We start from the raw sequence: 19,921 nt of genomic DNA on the forward strand, positions 1-19,921 counted from the left end.
GCACAATCACCGACGGCGTTAGGACGGCAATAGCCTAACGGCTATTGAACCGCGAACATAGACTGAAGACAGGTGCCACGACGAAATGAGTAAGGTAGGCGCTGCTAGCAAACAAGTTAGTAATCCACGAATATCAGCATGATAACCGACGAAATTACTTGCTTCATTCTATGCGTTAACTCACTTAATACTAAAAGTGAATACAATGGTTCTGAAATTAATGAACAAGGATCAGTGTATTTAACTTGACGTGGGGAGTCATACCAACGCCTAACTAGTGCTAATTTTCTTATCATTACTCAAATTGTACAAAACATCTTTATATATTCATGATTCCGCTCGACTTAATTCATTTATTTCAGTTATAGGTACTAATAAGTCATGACCTGGGCAGTTTGCTTATAGATAAGCCTAGGCGAGTTCTTTACCCGCAGCCATTAAAATGACTTGAGTGCTCGTAAATATACTTGAGCCTCAAGTCAGCAGAAAAGAGCGCTAAAACAACTGACTCACAGCTTAAACCTTTACTGTTATACTGTGATATTTCATTGACGACCTCCTTACTTAACTTCGCTTTTACAATAAATTTTTTTACCTAATAAAGATTTACGATGAGCCTGATTGTTTATGGTCTTCCTCTTTCCCTACTTGTACGTAAGTTGCGTCTTTGCCTAATTGAAAAAGCACTCGATTACCAACTGGAAATTATTTTACCTTTTAATCAACCGGATTGGTTTTGAGATAACAACCGTTTAGCTCGTATTCCAGCAATTAAGACGGCGACTTAACATTAGCCTTTTTATGATGAACGACATCTATGGTGGCTTTGTTAGCCGTTATTGGTGGGCTTTGGTTAGGTGAAACAGCTATTTTATGCCTGTTGATATCTACCTTTGAGAGCAGTTTTAATAAACGTTGATTTTAATTACCGGTATTCTTTTGTACTGACAAATTAAACGTTTTTACATCGCAGTTACTCAAGGCATCACAACCTCTTATAATAAACCTTAAGCTTGATAGGTCTTTATCTTGAAAAGACTCGCTTCCTACAGATTCGTTTCCAAAAGAGCAAGATAAGCTGTTGTCATCAATTCCACATTGAACTTCACCTGTTGCGTTTGGGCAGAGTGAGAAAGAAGCGCTACCACATTTAAGCCCAGCTATTTTATTATCGTCAGAATATACGTCGCCGTTAATCGATAAGTATAAATCTATTCTGTAGGCTGCAGAAGTGGGTGATACCCACTGAACTTCAAAGCGGGTACCTTCTGTAACCGTAACCTGTTCTCCTTCATAATAATCTATTGAATCAAAGCGAATATTTTGTAAGGTGAAGCCTTCTTCAGCAGGTGGCAATACATTAATCTCTGGTGTTTTTTTATCAGCACCGCCGCCACAAGCGCTAAGCACGATTAAAGTAGTGGTTAGTATAGTTAATAAAATATGTTTCATAAATGTCCTTATTATTACCTTAAATGTATTCCATACTTCACAGCTCAGTAGCCAAAGAAGACATTAAGCGTTTCAGTTCATTACGTCAATAACAGGCACTAAATTCATGCTAATATAACTGAGTAGCGGGAGGTGTCGGTTCGATTTGAGTTGCGTTAGCAAGTGCACTAACATGCGCGACTGTGATTGCTCCGGCGTCACGTGATAGCTCTGCAAAATGGTTAAAAAAACTGGGGCAGATTATGTTATCGATCACTCTAAATCATTAATAGCAAAAATTGAACAATTAGCTATAGGACAAGTGAAACACGTTGCTAGTTTAACCCATACCGACTCCTATTTAGATAGCTTTGTTAAACTGTTAACTTCAATGGGAAAGATAGCCTTAATTGACGATCCTAAGTCGCTTGATATCAGTAAACTTAAAGTTAAAAGTTTGTCACTGCACTGGGCGTTTATGTTTACACGTTCAATGTTCAAAACAACCGATATCAATGAGCAACATAGCTTACATAACAAAATTGCAAACTTGATTAACCAAGGGTATATCCAAACTACGGTCGGTAAAGACTTAGGAAAAATTAGCGCTACCCCCTAAGGACGAGTCGTGAATAGTATTGCGCAACGCTTAGGTAAACATTAAAAAATTTGCTTAACAGCTAATTCAGGTGGTACTAAAGGCGCAATATCATTAACATAAAAAGTGTCGCTAGAGGCTTGATTCCACCAGGTTAACCACATCCCAGTAATGTTTTCTTGCGTTAACTGACTATCAGTCAGTTCAGGTACTGTGTGGGTATTAGATTCTAACATGCCGTTTGGTGTTCTACGTTTTATCATGTTGTAAGTTAACTGCGAGACATCATCTAATCCCATGCTTCCCAATAATTCAAAGAAGCTATTTAGGGTGTGATGATGAAATGAGGTTACACGTTTACCTTTTACTTCAATATCGATAGCTTTAGAACGATTTTTATCTTGTGTGGCGACCCCCGTTGGGCACATATTGGTGTCACATTGCCTAGATTGAATACAGCCTAATGACATCATAAATGTTCGGGCCGCATTGACAATATCAGCACCGAAGGCAACCTTGTTAAGCATGTCAAAACCAGAAGCTGTTTTACCGGCTGAAATCACCCGTATCTGTTTACGTAGTCCTAATCCAACAAGTGCCTGATGAACAAAATAGGTTCCTTCCAAGCAGGTCATACCCAGTCTGTTACTAAATTCCACGGGTGCAGCGCCTGTGCCCCCTTCTGCGCCATCAACCGTAATAAAATCAAGGTATATGTTACTTTCCAACATGGCTTTGCCAAGACATAAAAATTCAGCGGGGTTACCAACACAAAGTTTGATACCAATGGGCTTACCTCCACTTAACTCTCTAAGTTGGCTAACAAATGACAGTAATTCAAATGGGCTATTGCATTCAGGGTTAATCGCCGGAGAGACACAATCTTCTTCTTTACTAACACCTCTGATCTGTGCGATTTCATCTGTTATCTTAGCTTTAGGAAGTACGCCACCATGACCAGGTTTAGCACCCTGCGACAACTTTATTTCAATCATTTTTACTTGTGCTAATTGAGCTGTTTTAGCAAACATCTTAGGATTGAATCGGCCATCTTCATTTCGACAGCCAAAAAGCCCCGTACCTATTTGCCAAACCAAGTCTCCACCATGCTTTAAATGATAAGGGCTAACACCACCTTCTCCAGTATTATGATAAAAGCCACCCGCACCTGCGCCTAGATTCATCGCTTCGATAGCTTCTGCACTTAAAGAGCCATAACTCATTGCTGATATATTTAATCTTGACGCTTTATAGGGTTTTGAACATTGTCGCCCACCGACGGTAACGTGCTTAGATTCATCCTTTATTGTTTTTGGTGCTAGCGAGTGCCATATACTTTGATAGTTAGTTTGCATTAAATCTCGTTGAGTGCCAAAGGGAATGGTGTCTGTCACCGACTTTGCACGTCGATAAACCAGATCTCTTTGTTCGCGATTAAAAGGCATTTCTTCGGTGTTATTGGCAATAAAATACTGTTGAACTTCAGTTCGAATCGATTCAAAGAAGTAACGAAAATAAGCAAGAACAGGATACAGTCTATTTAAGGTATGTTTACTTAGGGTAAGATCATATGCACCTACTATTGAATAGGTCAGGGTAAAAAACACCAAAAAACCAGGAAACCAACCACCAATAGTATAAAGTAAGATAAAGCTACTGATATTACCTAGGGTTAAAACTTGCCAGTAAAATTTTTGAGCTGAAGTCATTTTTTAAATATCCTACTATATTTCTAATTTGCTTATTTAACCCCATTAATTAATGGGACAATATTATTTTTTGATGCATGACGGTAATAAATAGGTGTAAAGTCTATAGAGACTAAAAATCTTTATCAACAATGTTCACCCTCCACCAGCTAATGTAATTTCAGGTTAGGCCTTAACGCTCTATTAACTCTACCAACAAGGACAATGAGTAAGGTTTTAAGCACACCAAAAAGTGTCACTTGGTGCATACGGTATAACCCAATATAAACCAGTCTTGCCAACTTACCTTCGATGAACATGCTACGTTGATTAATGTTTCCCATTAGACTGCCTACTGCCGTATAAGATGACAATGACACCAAGGAACCATAATCGATATATTCATAAGCGACTAAGGGCTTCAATGCTAATTTAGCAATAATATTGGTAAAGACAGTCGATGCCATTTGATGTGCTGCTTGCGCCCTAGGGGGAACTTTTATCCCTTTTAATGTCGTGCATGAAGCACAGTCGCCAAGGGCAAATATATCGGTGTCTAAGGGAGTTTGCAGGAATGGATTAACCAGTAATTGATTGTTCTTTGCGCTTTCCAAACCGCCAATAGCTTGCATAAAATCAGGTCCCTTTATGCCCGCCGCCCAAACAGTAATGCTGCTAGCGATTTCACGGCCATCTTTTGTTATTACACTGTTGGGCGTAACTTCAGTAACCGCGGTGTTAGTATTTACGGTGATACCAAGCGCCTCTAGTTCTTGTTGTGCACTTTGCGCTATACGTTCAGGAAGTGCAGCAAGGATCCGAGGCCCTGCTTCTACAATGTGAATATCTAGACTCTTTTTTGATAAATGGTCATATCCATAATTTCTCAGTAATTCAGAGGTTTTTACTATTTCTGCAGCAAGCTCTACGCCTGTAGCACCACCACCAATAATGGCAATATTGAGACTGCTGCGCGTATCGTCCCCTTTAAGTCGTAAAAAAGCATTGAGTAACTCAGTATGGAATCGCTCTGCATTTTCACAAGTATCAAGAAATGTACAGTACTGCTTTGCGCCCAATGTATTGAAGTCATTCGTTACAGACCCTAACGCAAAGACCAATAATGAGTATTTCACCTGGCGAGCAGGAAATATTAAAGCACCATCTTGATCATTTAATTGTTTTAAAAGTACATGCTTCGATTCTCGGTTGAGTCCATCAACTACACCTAGCTGAAACAAAAAACCATTACGCGCGCCATGGGATAAATAGTCAACACAATCTATATCAGCGTCAAGTGAGCCTGAAGCGACTTCATGTAAAAGTGGTTTCCAAACATGTTTTCTATTTTGATCGATTAAAATAATTTTTTGTTTGGTTTTTAGAAAATACTTGCCGAGTTTAGTGGCAAGCTCTAAACCTCCTGCACCGCCACCGATTATAACAATGGGGTCTGAAGAAATGGTCGGTTTTCGCCACCAAGGCCTGATTAACATTTTATTCGCTGATCCTTAAACTATAATGAGCCAACACCATTAAAAGCTAGCGTTATTTGTATTAGATATTCCCTACCTTAATCTATGCTTAAGTTAGCGAATATGTAATAAACTATCATGCTATCTTTATGAATGCACTAAGGGTAAAACGTGTCTTCCTGGTTTAAACGTTTAGGTCCATCTCTTGGTGTTGTGTTCTTTCTTATGGCTGCGACACGCAGTCTATTTTAAATTAGAACATTTTAAATATGCAGACTCTCTTTCAGCCTTGAGTAGTACATCTAGTTGGGTTATCGGCCTTGGTGTTATACTTACTTTGGTAAATCATTTGATCTGCAGCCTTATTAATAATAAGTAATATTTAGGCTAGAATTTACAGATCTTTTATGTTGTTAAGATAGTTTTTATAGTTAGACTTTTTATCTTCGAATAATTTCAGTAAATCTAAAGTAACAAAAACACCATGCTGTTGTTCGCTGTTAGTCGTTAAACCAAAAGAATAAGTATTGTTTATGTGAAACATAACCCCGTGAGATACCGACTTAACTGAAACTCTATCGGCATAGGTAGAGACGACTGAAAGTCCCAAAGGTATCTTTAACTGCCATTGACAGCTCCTGCACCGCAAGCGGTGAGGATTCTTGATCAGGCCACGTGAAATAGCTCAGACGGTGTTTTACCACCTGCACTCGAAAGTGCCTGAGCCGCATCAAGGGTGTTATCAAGCAACATGCCATCTGTCAGATGGACTACGCAGTTCAGCCTTATTACAGGGACTTTTACAGGTCTGCGATACTTTGCCACAAGTGGCGGGAGAAGGTATCCTTTTTCTATTCTACCGTTCTCGAATTTATTTTTAATGTTGGCCGAACCGACCAAATCCCGCACTCCAATGAAATCACATTCTGGATTTTTACACTGGTAATTGCGCCCCGAAGGTTTGTGTCTATGACCGCATTTCGGGCAAGTCTGAGTGGTGTACTGCTCTCCTATTTTATCAAGCTCTACACCTTGGAATTTACCTTTGTATTTAAGATAGGTGAGTAGCTGCCCAAGGGGATTGTTGCTGTTCATTTGATTTGAACGTCTTGAGCCTTTCTTCTTTTTCCGAGCATTCTTACTCATATTGATGCAATCGCCCACAACAAGCATACCTGCTTGTTGTTTCACGCAATAATCAATCATTTGCTTGGATGCATGATGGAGAAAATTGCGCTGCTGATTGTCATTTCTGAACAGCATTTTAGCTTTTGCTACTCGTAATTTTCGGCTCCGTCTAGACCCTTTCTTGCATTTTGAAAGCAGTCTTGAGAATTCAGCGAGCTTCTTGTTTCTATACTGAATTAACGAGCGAAGACCGCGACCAACTATGATCTCCGACGTTTCGCCATCGGTCATCGCTGCAAGATGAATTACACCTAAGTCAGCAGCAACTACGTTGCTGCCAGCGGACTTAATGATTTTGATATCTTGCTTTATCGTGAGCCTAAGCTCCCGAAAACTAAGCTCCGCCCCTGTGATTTTACCAATGGGTATATCTTTTGGAATGCGAACGATGAGTTTTTTAACTCCAAGTCCGTTTGAAAGAATGACGCGGTTACCTTTTCTTTTTATCGCCGAAGCCTTGTACATTACTACCTGGAAGTGCTTCCTGTCACGGTACGGATAACGAGCTTTTTTATCGCCAGCTTTTCGATTCTCTGAGGTTGTTTCGATGTTAGCAAAGAACTTTTTAATAAGCGCCTGGTTTGTCTGGCTATGAAGACGGTACTTACTTTTAAAGTGCTTTTCAAAATCACCTCTAAAAGGCCACTTCCATCGGCGTTTTCGGATGAATTTGTGCAGTTTAACCATATCGTTCCAAAGGCGAGCTGACTCTCTTCGCAACTCTGTTTGCAAAGGTGTTGTCTGACCGATATTAAATTTCGAAACGCTGATTAAACTCATAATGACGACTATACTGTATAAATAAACAGTGTCAATAAGTGTCTGTATGAAATATAAAAAGAGCGCTCATTCTTCGTATTTAATTCAAGCTCACATTATATTTGTTACTAAATATCGTGAGCGGAAGTTTACGAGCGAGATGTTATATAAAATGAACTTTATAATAAAAAGAGAATGTTTAAAACTAAAGTCAGAATTGGTTGAGTTTAATGGGGAGTCAGATCATGTTCACATGATTATCTCTTACCTGCCTTCTATTTCAATTTCACGATTAGTTAATGTTTTAAAAAGCATTGCAGGTCGAGAGATGAAGTTGTGGTTTCCGCAGTTAAATCAGGTAGCTTGGAGGTAGAATGCACTTTGGAGCTCTGGTTATTATGCATGCTCTGTCGGCGGAGCGCCGATCAATGTCATTAACTTAAGGTTAATTTAAATATTTACAATAGGTTACCCTGTTGCTAACCTGTCTATGAATTAAAAATAGAGAGAAATCACCAATGCACTGTTCAGTATTTAATTCAAATAGTACAAAAACTAACCAATAAAATTCATTCAACTGAATTTTTAGAAAATCACCGTAAAAAACCTACTGATTTCACTCGAAATCGCACGCTTACTTTTCCTCGTTTAATGAGTTTTATGTTGAATGCTCTCAACGCTTCAATTCAAGCTGAGCTTGTTCGTTTTTTCAATGTTATCGATGATAGTTATTTATCGACAAAATCAGTCAGCACCGCCGCTTTTTGTAAAGCAAGAATGAAGCTCTCTCATAAGGCGTTTATTGAATTAAATGATGACTTAGTTCAAGCCTACTATGAAACTGCAACCCTTGATAAATGGCAGGGCCATAGGTTGTTAGCTGTTGACGGCTCAGTCACACAATTACCTATTTCTGATGAGTTACTCAATCACTTTGGTAAAGCACGTTCACAAGCTTCTATGCCTGCCGTTCGCCTTTCTCAACTTTATGATGTTAATAATAATATTACTGTAGATTTACAGGTAGAGAGCCATTCAACAGGTGAGCGTGAAATGGCATTAAAGCATTTAAATAAAACCGAAATAGGCGACTTAGTGCTTTACGACAGAGGTTACCCTGCCGTTTGGTTTTATAAGTACCACATGCTAAAGAATGTTGATTTTTGCATGCGCATTGTTAAAAGCCCTAATATTATTAAAGCATTCTTAGGCAGTGGTGAATATAGTGATATCGTTGATTTTCCTTGCACTGAGAAGTCACTTCGTCGGTGTAGAAAAGACAATATATCTACAGAGTCCATACGTTTAAGGCTAGTGAGAGTTGATTTGCCATCGGGTGAATCAGAAGTTTTAGTTTCGTCATTAACTGACTTGAAAGCTTATCCTACTTCAATTTTTGCTGATTTATATCACCAACGCTGGGGAGTTGAAGAAGACTACAAAGTATTAAAAAGCCGCCTTAATATTGAAAATTTCTCAAGTGTTTCTGTAGAGGGCGTTTTACAAGATATACACGCAAAACTACTCACCAAAAACATTACGGCTTGTGCAATTCACGATGCAAAACAAAAGCTTGAGAACACTAAAAACAACAGGATTTATAATTATAAAATAAACTTCACCTTTGCGTTAAATCAACTCAAAGACAATATTGTACGATTCACAATGAAGCTAGCAAAGTGTCAGCTATATGAGTTGTTGATAAGTAAAATATTGAAGAGCTTGAGTGCTATTCGTCCAAACAGAAAGTTTATTAGAAAAGAACGAACCTTTGTACCCAAAAAATACCCTATGAGCTACAAACGCATGTGTTAATTCCTTAAGTTAATGACATTGGAGCGCCGATAGAGGTTCTTAAGCAATACATCGAGCAGCAAGATAGGCCGCATTAGATTGCTATGCAATCTCGGCTATCCATCCCTCACCGCAAGCGGTGGGGCTTTTCGCCGATTTCGGTAAACATTCGTTCTGATTGCATTAGAACTGTACCTGAATTTGGATCTTCTTTACCGTGGAGCATCAATATAGGCTCATTAATTTTTTCTGCATCAAAGAACGGTGACATCGATGCATAGGCTTGTTGACCTTCCCAAAAATTACGCTCTGCTCCTTGAAAGCAGAAGGGCTCGGTGGGTATTTCACTTACAAAACATCTATTCTCGCAATAATTACTTTATAATTAGGCCATAAAAATCCGATAGCACTTCAACTTAATCTTGCTTAGGTTACAATCTAGCAAGACATAAAAACCAATTAATTCGTCCTAAGGAAATTCATGAATCAGTTACTACGTGCCGACGATAAAGGTACATCACTTTTTATCATCAATAAAAATAACTATAACGACTGGTTAAGCGAGCAAACTCAGCAAAACCAAGCATGGTTAGCCAATACTAATTATAAAGCTGAAGGTTTAGCGTTATTACCTAATACTCAAGGGGGGTTGTCTCTAGCGTTATTTGTTGTTGAAGATGCCAATCACTTCTTTGCCTGCGGCGAATTAATTAAGCAACTTCCTCCTGGTCAGTATTTGTTACATGCGACAGATGAACAGCAACAAGCCATCTGTTTTTCATGGCTAATGGGCGCCTATAAGTTCGATCGTTATGTAACAAAAAACAAAAAAAATGACCCACTTCCCTGCTTAGCCGTTAATAATCAAACCATTGTCGACAGTGCCATTAAATATGCCGAAGCAACGACTTTAGTCCGTGACTTAGTCAATACGCCAGCAGCTGATATGATGCCAATAGATCTTGGTGACTGCGCGCAAAACTTGGCTGATAGGTATCACGGCCAAGTTCAGCAAATTATTGGTGATGAACTGGTCGAACAAAATTACCCAACCATACATGCCGTTGGTCGAGCGAGTGCTCATGCGCCTCGTTTAATTGACTTAACTTGGGGTAGTAGCCATCACCCAAAAGTGACGTTAGTGGGTAAAGGCGTTTGCTTTGACAGTGGAGGTCTCGACTTAAAACCCGCTGCTGGTATGCGTAATATGAAAAAAGATATGGGCGGATCTGCACATGTCCTCGGATTAGCTCAGTTAATTATGTCGCATAACCTACCGATTAATTTACGAGTACTCATTCCCGCGGTAGAAAATGCCGTGTCGAGCAATGCCATAAGACCTGGTGATGTTATTACTACACGCGCAGGTATTACCGTTGAAATTCACAACACTGATGCAGAAGGTCGATTAGTATTATGTGATGCTCTAACAGAAGCTGACACCGAACAGCCTGATTTAATTATTGATTTTGCAACCCTCACTGGCGCAATGCGTGTTGCTTTAGGCACAGAATTACCAGGATTTTTCTCAACAAGCGATGATGTTGCTGCGGGTATTACCCAAGCGGGCAGCAAAATTAGCGATCCGGTCTGGCGTATGCCGCTTTATAGCCCATACGGTGATCTACTGAAAAGTTCTATTGCTGATATGACCAATTGCGCGGCAATACCCTTTGGTGGTGCAATTACCGCGGCATTATATCTACAAGAGTTTGTTAAAAAAGAGACTGATTGGGTTCACTTTGACGTGATGGCATTTAATATCAGAGCTTTACCAGGGCGCCCCCTTGGCGGCGAAGCATTCGGTATTCGCGCCGTATTTGATTACTTACAAACCAAGTATACATAACCAATTAAGAAAAAGATCGCCATAAAAATTTATAATTGCGGTGCTTTTGCGCCGCATTTATTGATAAATGTCTATCGCTATCAAAGCTAGTTCTTATTGATGCTTTCCCCACTTTTCTGTCGGTACCTCACTTAACAAGACCTTGCTTGTTCATCAGCTGAGTACCTCACTCAACAATCAAAAAAAAGTCATAATATTCAAAATAACACTTGATCTAAATCAACAAAGGTTTAAGCTTTCAGAAATTACTGAAAGTTCAGAAGACTTAATTATGATTATGACAGCTAAAATTGAATCGTTCGTTATGCACTGTGGTGAAATGGGCAGTCGCTGGGGCTTTAACCGCACCGTAGGTCAGATGTATGGTTTATTAATTATCCACAATGACTCACTCACTGCGCTACAAATATCAGAAGCCCTCAACATTTCTCGCGGTAATGTCAGTATGGGTATTAAAGAATTACAGTCTTGGCGCTTAGTTCAAGTACAACATAAACCCAAAGATCGCAAAGAATATTACTCACCTGCTGGCTCTATTTGGGAAATGGCAATACGTGTCTTTGAAGAACGTCGTAAACGTGAGGTTGACCCTACCCTGTCACTGTTACGCGATAATCTTTTAGATGAACCCGCTAACCCTCAAGAACAATATGCTCAGCAAAAAATGCATGAGATGCATGACCTACTTGAAACGATTACCCATTGGGCGGCAGAACTACAAAGTATGAGCCCAGAAAAACTTACTACATTAATGAAACTTGGTGCAGGTGTCAGTAAAGTTATTGATATAAAAGATAAACTTTTAAATAAAAACTAAATTGTCACTTTGACTTTTTTAAAGCCAACACATTAATGTTATAAAAAATTGTCACTTTAAACGTTAAACGATAAACCCTTTGATACTACTCGTGTTTTCTAGGGTTTATGGAGTAAATCATGTTAGAAACCTTAATGCTTTCACGCATCCAGTTTGCCGCTAATATTAGCTTTCATATCCTGTTTCCAACAATAACCATCGCACTGAGCTGGTTTTTATTTTATTTCAAATTACGCTTTGACCAAACCAATGATCCTATCTGGATGCGAGCCTATCGTTTTTGGGTCAAAATATTTGCTCTTACCTTCGCAATAGGTGTGGTTACCGGTATTACTATGTCGTTTCAGTTTGGCACTAACTGGCCAAAATTTATGGAAACAGTCGGTAATATAGCGGGACCATTATTGGGTTATGAAGTACTCACGGCATTCTTTTTAGAGGCTGGTTTTTTAGGCATTATGTTATTTGGTATGAATCGAGTTTCGGCTCGAGTACATACATTATCAACGTTAATTGTCGCTTTTGGTACCAGTTTATCGTCATTTTGGATCCTAGCACTTAACTCTTGGATGCAAACGCCTCAAGGTCATGAGATGCGCGATGGTGTCGCATTTCCCGTTGACTGGTTTGCTATTATTTTCAACCCGTCATTCCCTTATAAATTGTCTCATATGTTGGTTGCCTCTGGTTTAACGGCGGCATTTTTAGTTGCGGGTATAAGTGCTTATCGCTTACTCAAGGGGATAACAAAAAAGCGCCACAATTAACGCTTAAAATAGCGTTAACAGTCGCTGCAGTGCTGGCACCAGTACAGATATTGTTAGGTGATATGCATGGTTTAAATACCTTAGAACATCAACCACAAAAAATTGCTGCCATGGAAGGTATCTGGCATACCGAAAAAGGCGCACCACTGTTGTTATTTGCACTTCCTGATGAAGAGCAAAAAACCAATCATTTTGAAATAGCCGTTCCTAAAATGGCCAGCTTTATTTTGACACACGACTTTGATGGCGAAATAAAGGGGCTAAACGAATTTGAAGGTAACCATCCCCCTGTTGCGCCGGTGTTCTTTGCTTTTAGAATCATGGTAGCTTTAGGCCTCTTCATGTTTATTGTCGCTTGGTTTAGTCGTTTTCAATTGTGGCGTAAAAAACAATTGCCCCCTTGGCTATTAAAAGTGCTGGTTGCGATGAGCTTCTCGGGTTGGGTCGCCACATTAGCGGGCTGGTATGTCACTGAGATTGGCCGTCAACCTTGGCTAGTGACAGGAATTTTAACGGTAAAAGATGCAGCGACAGATATAGCACCAGCAAATGTAGGAATAACACTTACACTTTATTTGACTTTATATGTTGTCATTATGGTTGCCTACCTACACACCCTATTTACGATGGCAGGACGAGCGATTGAACTTGAAGAATTCAGTATCGATGAACAAGTAAAATCTGTTATTCACACACCTAATAAAATAATCGAGGGATAAGTTATGTTTGAAGAAAATACCTTAGCGCTAATTTTTGTCTCATTAATGGGTCTTTCAATCTTACTTTATGCCATTTTAGATGGCTATGATTTAGGTGTCGGCATTATGCTACCGCTCGATCAAACAGACAATGCAGATACCATGATAGCTTCAATAGGCCCTTTTTGGGATGCTAACGAAACTTGGTTAGTATTAGCGATTGGTTTATTATTGATAGCCTTTCCTGCGGCGCACAGTTATATATTTAAAGAGCTCTATTTACCCACCGCGGTATTATTAATTAGTTTGGTGCTTCGTGGTGTTGCTTTTGATTTTCGTGCTAAGGCCGCCTTTGGTCATAAGCCTACGTGGAATAAAGTCTTCAAAACAGGCTCGTTACTCGCTGCTTTAAGCCAAGGTTACATGTTAGGTATGTATGTTATGGGCTTTGAAAACACTGTAGCCGCTTATTGTTTTAGTTTACTGAGTGCCTTTGGTGTTGCGGCCGCTTATAGCTATATAGGTGCTTGTTGGTTAATTATGAAAACTGAAGGTGAACTACAAATACAAGCGGTAGCTTGGGCGAAAAAATCAGGACTAATTTGTTTCCTTGGTATTATAGCTGTCTCCTTTGTTAATCCGTTAATTAATCCAGGTGTCTATGAAAAATGGTTTACTTGGCCAAATACTTTACTGATATTAACGTTACCCGCTATTTGCTTTGGGTTATTTATTTTTAGCCTAATACAATTAAAGCAACTACCTAAAGTAAATGACAAAGGCTGTTGGCGACCTTTTGTCGCGGCAGTGATTATTTTCACTCTATGTTTTTTTGGTTTAGCCTTTAGTTTTTTCCCGTACATAGTGCCTAACAAACTGACTATTTGGGAAACAGCCGCAGCACCTGAATCTTTGAGCTTTCTCTTATGGGGAACCTTCATTGTGGTACCGGTTATATTTAGTTATACCGCCTTTTCTTATCGGGTATTTTGGGGCAAGGTGCGAGAGCTCAGATATTATTAAGCGTGAATTTATCCTTAAGTAAACTAAGCACAGACACTTAATTATTGATGTTCTTCTATTAAGTATTTTTGCTAAGCGTCGTTCTTAATTAAAAACCAGCCTTGTCGCTGGTTTTTAATTAACGTCATTATACTTTGGTTATCATATTAAGCGTTAATTGGTAAACGCATTGGTCTTTTACCTAAGACCGCCAATGCATTGGCAACTGCTGGGGCAATAGTGGGTACGCCAACTTCACCAAAACCACCGGGTTCATTAGCACTTTCAAGCAACTTCACTTGAACAATCGGCGCTTCAGCCATTTTAATGATAGGGTAATCATGAAAATTGCTTTGTTTAACACCGCCACTTTCAATATCACAACGTCCATAAAGTGCCGCCGTTAATCCAAAGAGCACGCCACCTTCGACTTGAGCTATTGCTGAGTCTGGGTTGACCACCACACCACTGTCCGTCACTATCCAAACACGATGAACATGCGCTTGGTTATTTTGCAGTGAAACTTCAGCAACGGTAGCAACCATAGTGCCAAAACTTTTTTGTACAGCAACGCCCATTGCTTTACCGTCAGAGCTAACACCGTATTGCCAATTGCACAGTTGCGCCACTTCCTTTAAGCATTTGGCATGATCGTCGTTATTATCGAGTAATGCTAATCGATATTTAATGGGATCAACCTGTGCTTTTTCAGCCAATATATCGATAAAACTCTCGTTGAAAAATGCATGTTGACTATTTTCGACACTACGCCAAAAACCAATAGGCACGGGAGAAGGATGATTAGCAAACTGCACCTTAATATTATCGACGTTATAAGGTGGCATAGAAGCTGGCGCGCCACCTTCGCTGCCATAGCTTGCCGATAGCCAATAACGTGGTTTAGCGTTTTCGTCAAGCTGTGCTGAAAATTTTGCCAGAACTGCCGGTCGATAAACATCTTGTCTCGTGTCAGCCTCACGCGACCAAGTGAGTTTGATAGGAAACTTGTATTTTTTTACTAGAGTGACAACTTCATCAATCCACATTATTGGATTGTCTTCACTCATGCTAAAACCGACACGACGACCAAAGCCTCCTCCCATTGAATGGGCATGAAAAACAACATCTTCTACGTCCATATTAGCGACTTTTGCCGCATGGACACGAGCATAAAGTGGATTTTGTACACCTGCCGCAACATGAAGCTTATCACCTTCGAACCAAGCGCTCGCATTCATCGGTTCCATAGTAGCGTGTGCTAAATAAGGCACCCAAAATTCAGCTTCAACAGTTTCACCGCTACCGCCTAACACAGACGCTACATCGCCAATATTGTGAGCATCACTCAATTCTCCTTGCAAACTCTCACGTTGAAAAGTTTTAATACTTGCTGAACTTAAATCACTATTTTTATGGGATGCTGCCGTAATTTTTAACGCTTTTATCGCTTGCTCTGCTCGCCAAGGATTATTAGCGATAACAGCAACGGATAGCCCCATATTTTCAACACCCAGCACACCCCGCATCGAGGTAATTTCAGCTAAGTTATCAATAGTGGCGACATTAGCGCCAAAGACACCGCTATGTGCAATAGCTGCATAGCGCATCCCTTCCACATGGCGATCGATACCGTATTGTGTTTCAAGAAATATTTTATCCGGTAAATCATGACGAGGCATTGCCTTACCAATAAACTTACGATCACCTTTTGCACGAAGTGTGTAGTTTTCAGGAACGTCTAAAGTTGCCGCATGCTCAACCAGTTCCCCATAACTCCAGCGGCTGTCGCCATCAACAACATATCCAGCATCGGTAGTCGTATTAGTACTTGCGCCGTATTTATCGATGGCTGCGTTAATCAGCATTTGACGTGCAGCTGCGGCTGCTTCACGCATAACTTGCCAGCCAGTAAAACGAATAGAGGCGCTCCCCCCAGTCATTTGCATATTCAGTAAATCAGCTAGGCGGTTGAAAGCATTACTAGCAATATGCTCTGCCCAGGCTGGTGGCTTACCGATCATTTCACTAACAAAGCCTTCAAAAACGCCACCATTGGAAAATGCAGTGGTCGCAGGCGCAAGCTCTAGTTTGATTTGCTGCCAATCCAAGTCAAGTTCATCAGCCACTATTTGGGTTAAACCAGTACCAGCGCCTTGACCAAGCTCGGTATGCGGAGAAAGTAGTGTAACGGTATTGTCTTTGTTGATACGAAGCCACAAGTTGAGTAAGGTGTCTTTGGTGTTGCCATCTCGCTGCACACCAAGGCGATCATGCATGGCCAAATGTGTCCCTAAACCAATAACCCCTAGCGCTAATCCGCCGCCAATCGCTGCACCACCAAAAACAAACATCCGACGAGTAAGACTCATAAAGACATCTCCTTTGCTATATCAAGAATGGCAGCTTTAACTCGGCTGTAAGTTCCGCAACGACAGATATTGGTCATTGCTGTATCGATATCGTCAGAGCTTGGATTAGGAGTACTTGCTAATAATGCAGCTGCTGCCATCATCATTCCTGACTGACAATAACCACACTGAGGAACTTGGTGTTTAATCCAAGCAGCCTGTAAAGCGTGCGGAGCCTCTTTTGAGCCGAGAGTTTCAACCGTATTCACTTGCTTACCTTGGGCTGCAACCGCCGGATACATACAAGAGCGAACGGCCTGATTGTCAACGTGTACCGTGCAAGCACCACATTGTGCTATGCCACAGCCAAACTTAGTGCCGCGAAGACCTGCTTCTTCGCGGATCAACCAAAGCAAAGGCATATCGTCTTCGACATCAAATAATTGTTCGCGGCCATTAAGGTTGATCGAAATCATAGGGGTTCCTTGCTAAAATATTATAAAGAGAGATAAAAATTTCCACTAAAATCAATCGATAAGATTAATCTAAGAAATCAAAACTGACGGTTATTGTGTTTGAGTTTGCGACTATCATCGCTAAAAACTATTCTCGTCACAATAGCAGCTATTGATAATTTACAACGATGTTCTTCGCAATTAATCACTTTGAGCAGAACCTATTAAAGGTTATTCACGTTTATTGAATAAAATAAATATTATGTTGCTTTCTATTTTGAGTCAATAATTACCTTATAATCACTCAATTTCTTAGCGTGCCCCCCTAAAATTTAATGTTTAATATCGTTAGATTTCGGCTGTTTTTCTAAGGAGGGTGAATGTGACTTCGTTAAAGATAGTGCAGATAAGCTGACTTTAATTTCTAACAAAAAACACTTCAAAGCAAACGATATCGTCGCCCTTTATTAAAACGACATGTGAGAGATTTAACGATTAATTAAGTAAATACTAGATGTTGACAAGGTTAACAATAATAAAAAAAGCATCCACTATGGAATATTCATTAACGTTAGTTTTAGACAAAGCGAGGAGATTAACAGCAATGCTTACCTGATGCTTTGCGCTGACTTAAGGTGATATTAATTTTAACGGCTAACTTTTGATTGAAAAATATAGACTAAACGCTTCTTCTCTTAGGCTGAACATATTCTAAAGTAGCTAAAAATAGAGAGTAATGGCTATGCAACCTTCGCTTAGACATTATCTCGTTCAAAACTAGTTAAATCTAAACATTCATTAGCTCTATGGATAAGGCATCGTAAATACAATTGTTTATTGTTTATTTTATCTAGATAAAATTTAACTGTTAATTTAGGTTGTTGCGGGTCAATATTATTTCAACTCAAAACAGGTAGGCAGTGGTAAATAATGACCTGCGTCTTTGTTTATAAGATTTACTATATTAACTCGCTTTAAAACCAATTCTAAAACCTCCCCAATGTTTGCCATTAACAAAAATGGGTGCGGAAACATCATGCATTATTTCCCCTGTATCGCGCTTATAGGTTTGTAATAAAAATTTATCTGTGTGTTTTCCACAGCGAATACCTGTAGGGTCATTAAATAAACGTTTAGTGCGATTATTAATAGCATCTATTGCCTGATTACCGGTTAGCGGCTTTGAAAAACATTTGTTATGCGTAGGAAAATAACCATTAATATCAACAGCGCCTGCATAAATCATGTTAGAGAATTCTACTAATAAAGGTTCTTGAATAGCAGGTAAATGTTGGTCTGTGAATTTATCAAAACTGGTGGTAAATTTTTTCGGCTCGGTAAGTCCCAAAGGTTTATAATTAAAATCAAATAACTGCAGCTCTGTTATCTCATTATTTTTAATACTTTTTTCAAATAACTGACCAATTTTACTGGCTGTATACTGCGCCTGATTGCACATATTACTTATTAAAGTATCACTAGAAAAATTAGAGATATGTACAAATATCGACTCGGTGCCATTGGATAATGTTGTCGCTTGCTTTGATACAGACTTCGTTTCGTGGCTTTTATCCACTAAAAAGTCATGTAAATTTATAATAGCGGTTGAAATTTCATTAGCGGCTAAATCTTGTTCTTTTAAAGCGTGACTTATTTGATCACTCGCGCCCGATGAATCAGCCATAAGCTGATCAATGTCTTTGAAACCTTGTGATAAATCAGTCATGGTGACGACAACACTATCAGTTTTTTCAACAATTTCCGCTATTACTTGGGTTGTTTCAGTGGTTTCGTCACTAATTTGTTTAAGCATGTCAGCTATTTTTCGAGTAGCATCAGCAGTTTTTCCTGCCAGCGCTCTGACTTCATCGGCAACAACAGCAAAACCGCGACCTTGTTCGCCTGCGCGAGCAGCTTCTATCGCCGCATTTAAAGCCAGTAAGTTTGTTTGGCTTGATATGCCATCTATTACATCAGTAATACTCTGTATTTGCTGTGTTTTGCTGGCCAGTGATTCAATTTTTTTTGTGGCGATACTAACCGCATCATGAAGCTCATTGACGGTATCAATGTTGTGGCTTAACTTTGCTGAACTTGAGCTGCTAGCGGTCATTGCTAGACTCGCTTGTTCTGAGGCTAATGAAGAATTTTCGTTTATTTGCTTACTGTTAGCCGACATTTCTTCCGCTGCAGTCGCTAATCGGTCGACATCTTCACTTGATATTTCTATCGCTTGGGCCAATTGGTTTAAAAAGAAGCTTACCTCTGCAGAATTAATCGCTAACTCACTGGCGGTATTACCGATAGAATAACCTATTTTGGCAAGCGATTCGGTTGTTAAATTGTCACGTTGCTTTTTTGTTTCGTCTTTTTTTATATTTTTATAGCAGTGACTTACGCCTAAAAAAACAGCAAAAAAACTAACGACTGCTACACCAGTGAAGCGAGCAATACTGATGAAAAAGCTTTGTGGCTAGCATATGCAATTGAAGTGATCATTATGGTAATGACTAATGAAACAAGTACTGATTTCTGTAATTTATTTTCCATATGACGACTCACTATAATATTACGTTATTGATATCAGACAAGATATCAGACAATAAGAGGTAGTTAATTTGTCTTTAATAACTACATTAATACATAATTATCAACAATATGCACCGTAGACCTTAGTATTATAAATCTTATTGTATTACTAAAGTCTCACCGCTAACGTTTAGTACGTGAACTACCCCGCGACTTTCGCTTCGCTCGGATCACGGGGTTTTCTCGACAGGTTCGATAAAAGTAAATACTTCTTGAGCCTAAAAATTTTTCCCTAAAATAAAATGATACACTTGGGTCACCTAAGTAAAGACCCAAACGGCCTTTAGTGTTATTTAATCCGCTACATGTTGACAAAAATTTTATATAACTATCAAAGCCAAAGTAGCATACTAGACGATAAGCTTATGGCTTACATTACAGGGGCGTTACATAATGCATGAGTAAATAAAACTAAGCTTTTGGCTTAATTAGGTTTATTCGCCTTTAGCAATGTTATAACCTA

13 protein-coding genes and 3 pseudogenes are annotated in these 19,921 nt (G+C 39.4%); 7 read left to right on the forward strand and 9 right to left on the reverse strand.

The annotated features are described in order from the left end of the window. Window positions 1-921 precede the first annotated feature (921 nt). Window positions 922-1,452 carry a hypothetical protein gene (locus A3Q34_RS01690; RefSeq protein ID WP_070373781.1) on the reverse strand — a complete coding sequence of 177 codons (531 nt, stop codon included), beginning with the start codon at window positions 1,450-1,452 and terminating at the stop codon, window positions 922-924. 125 nt (window positions 1,453-1,577) lie between these two features. On the opposite strand from A3Q34_RS01690, the pseudogene A3Q34_RS01695 reads away from it, so the two are divergent. Continuing rightward, window positions 1,578-2,041: pseudogene (locus tag A3Q34_RS01695) on the forward strand (zinc-binding dehydrogenase); the annotation flags it as partial. A gap of 50 nt (window positions 2,042-2,091) precedes the next feature. Here A3Q34_RS01695 and A3Q34_RS01700 read toward each other — a convergent pair. From A3Q34_RS01700 to A3Q34_RS01710, 4 genes are all read right to left on the reverse strand, one after another. Beyond that, window positions 2,092-3,738: an FMN-binding glutamate synthase family protein gene (locus A3Q34_RS01700; RefSeq protein WP_070373783.1), complete on the reverse strand. Its 1,647-nt coding sequence runs from the start codon at window positions 3,736-3,738 to the stop codon at window positions 2,092-2,094. A gap of 149 nt (window positions 3,739-3,887) precedes the next feature. Then, window positions 3,888-5,213 (reverse strand): NAD(P)/FAD-dependent oxidoreductase, encoded by a 1,326-nt coding sequence (locus tag A3Q34_RS01705; protein ID WP_070373784.1) that lies wholly within the window; start codon window positions 5,211-5,213, stop codon window positions 3,888-3,890. A 373-nt stretch (window positions 5,214-5,586) separates the two neighbouring features. Beyond that, entirely contained in the window at window positions 5,587-5,802 is a 216-nt protein-coding gene (locus A3Q34_RS20315) for a hypothetical protein (protein ID WP_157470746.1), read from the reverse strand. Window positions 5,803-5,858: 56 nt separating this feature from the next. Continuing rightward, window positions 5,859-7,160, reverse strand: coding sequence for an RNA-guided endonuclease InsQ/TnpB family protein (locus tag A3Q34_RS01710; protein WP_083277856.1), 1,302 nt, complete (start codon window positions 7,158-7,160; stop codon window positions 5,859-5,861). A 46-nt stretch (window positions 7,161-7,206) separates the two neighbouring features. Here A3Q34_RS01710 and tnpA point away from each other — a divergent pair, with 46 nt between their 5' ends. Next, the gene (gene tnpA, locus A3Q34_RS21190; protein ID WP_083277857.1) at window positions 7,207-7,512 is read left to right on the forward strand and encodes an IS200/IS605 family transposase; all 306 of its coding nucleotides are present in this window, start codon (window positions 7,207-7,209) and stop codon (window positions 7,510-7,512) included. A 194-nt stretch (window positions 7,513-7,706) separates the two neighbouring features. After that, window positions 7,707-8,954: an IS4 family transposase gene (locus tag A3Q34_RS01720; RefSeq protein ID WP_231907503.1), complete on the forward strand. Its 1,248-nt coding sequence runs from the start codon at window positions 7,707-7,709 to the stop codon at window positions 8,952-8,954. A gap of 133 nt (window positions 8,955-9,087) precedes the next feature. Here A3Q34_RS01720 and A3Q34_RS21195 read toward each other — a convergent pair. Then, a pseudogene (locus A3Q34_RS21195) lies at window positions 9,088-9,264 on the reverse strand (alpha/beta hydrolase family protein); the annotation flags it as partial. Window positions 9,265-9,414: 150 nt separating this feature from the next. Here A3Q34_RS21195 and A3Q34_RS01725 point away from each other — a divergent pair. From A3Q34_RS01725 to A3Q34_RS01740, 4 genes and pseudogenes are all read left to right on the forward strand, one after another. After that, a complete protein-coding gene (locus A3Q34_RS01725; RefSeq protein ID WP_070373786.1) occupies window positions 9,415-10,782 on the forward strand; it encodes a leucyl aminopeptidase family protein in 1,368 nt (455 codons plus the stop codon). Window positions 10,783-11,053: 271 nt separating this feature from the next. Beyond that, window positions 11,054-11,599, forward strand: coding sequence for a GbsR/MarR family transcriptional regulator (locus tag A3Q34_RS01730; protein WP_070376958.1), 546 nt, complete (start codon window positions 11,054-11,056; stop codon window positions 11,597-11,599). A 134-nt stretch (window positions 11,600-11,733) separates the two neighbouring features. Next, window positions 11,734-13,085: pseudogene (locus A3Q34_RS01735) on the forward strand (cytochrome ubiquinol oxidase subunit I). A gap of 3 nt (window positions 13,086-13,088) precedes the next feature. Next, window positions 13,089-14,087: a cytochrome d ubiquinol oxidase subunit II gene (locus A3Q34_RS01740; RefSeq protein WP_070373787.1), complete on the forward strand. Its 999-nt coding sequence runs from the start codon at window positions 13,089-13,091 to the stop codon at window positions 14,085-14,087. 146 nt (window positions 14,088-14,233) lie between these two features. Here A3Q34_RS01740 and A3Q34_RS01745 read toward each other — a convergent pair whose 3' ends face one another. The 3 genes from A3Q34_RS01745 to A3Q34_RS01755 all read right to left on the reverse strand — a co-directional run bounded on the left by A3Q34_RS01745 (window position 14,234) and on the right by A3Q34_RS01755 (window position 19,111). Further along, the gene (locus A3Q34_RS01745; protein ID WP_070373788.1) at window positions 14,234-16,435 is read right to left on the reverse strand and encodes a xanthine dehydrogenase family protein molybdopterin-binding subunit; all 2,202 of its coding nucleotides are present in this window, start codon (window positions 16,433-16,435) and stop codon (window positions 14,234-14,236) included. Beyond that, a complete protein-coding gene (locus tag A3Q34_RS01750; protein ID WP_070373789.1) occupies window positions 16,432-16,890 on the reverse strand; it encodes a (2Fe-2S)-binding protein in 459 nt (152 codons plus the stop codon). The genes A3Q34_RS01745 and A3Q34_RS01750 overlap by 4 nt, the downstream gene beginning before the upstream one ends. Window positions 16,891-17,833: 943 nt before the next feature. Beyond that, complete coding sequence (locus A3Q34_RS01755) at window positions 17,834-19,111, reverse strand: methyl-accepting chemotaxis protein (protein ID WP_231907406.1); 1,278 nt, start codon at window positions 19,109-19,111, stop codon at window positions 17,834-17,836. Between the last annotated feature and the right edge of the window lie 810 nt (window positions 19,112-19,921).

Origin of the sequence: Colwellia sp. PAMC 20917 (genome assembly GCF_001767295.1) — a bacterium.
GTDB lineage: Bacteria > Pseudomonadota > Gammaproteobacteria > Enterobacterales > Alteromonadaceae > Colwellia_A.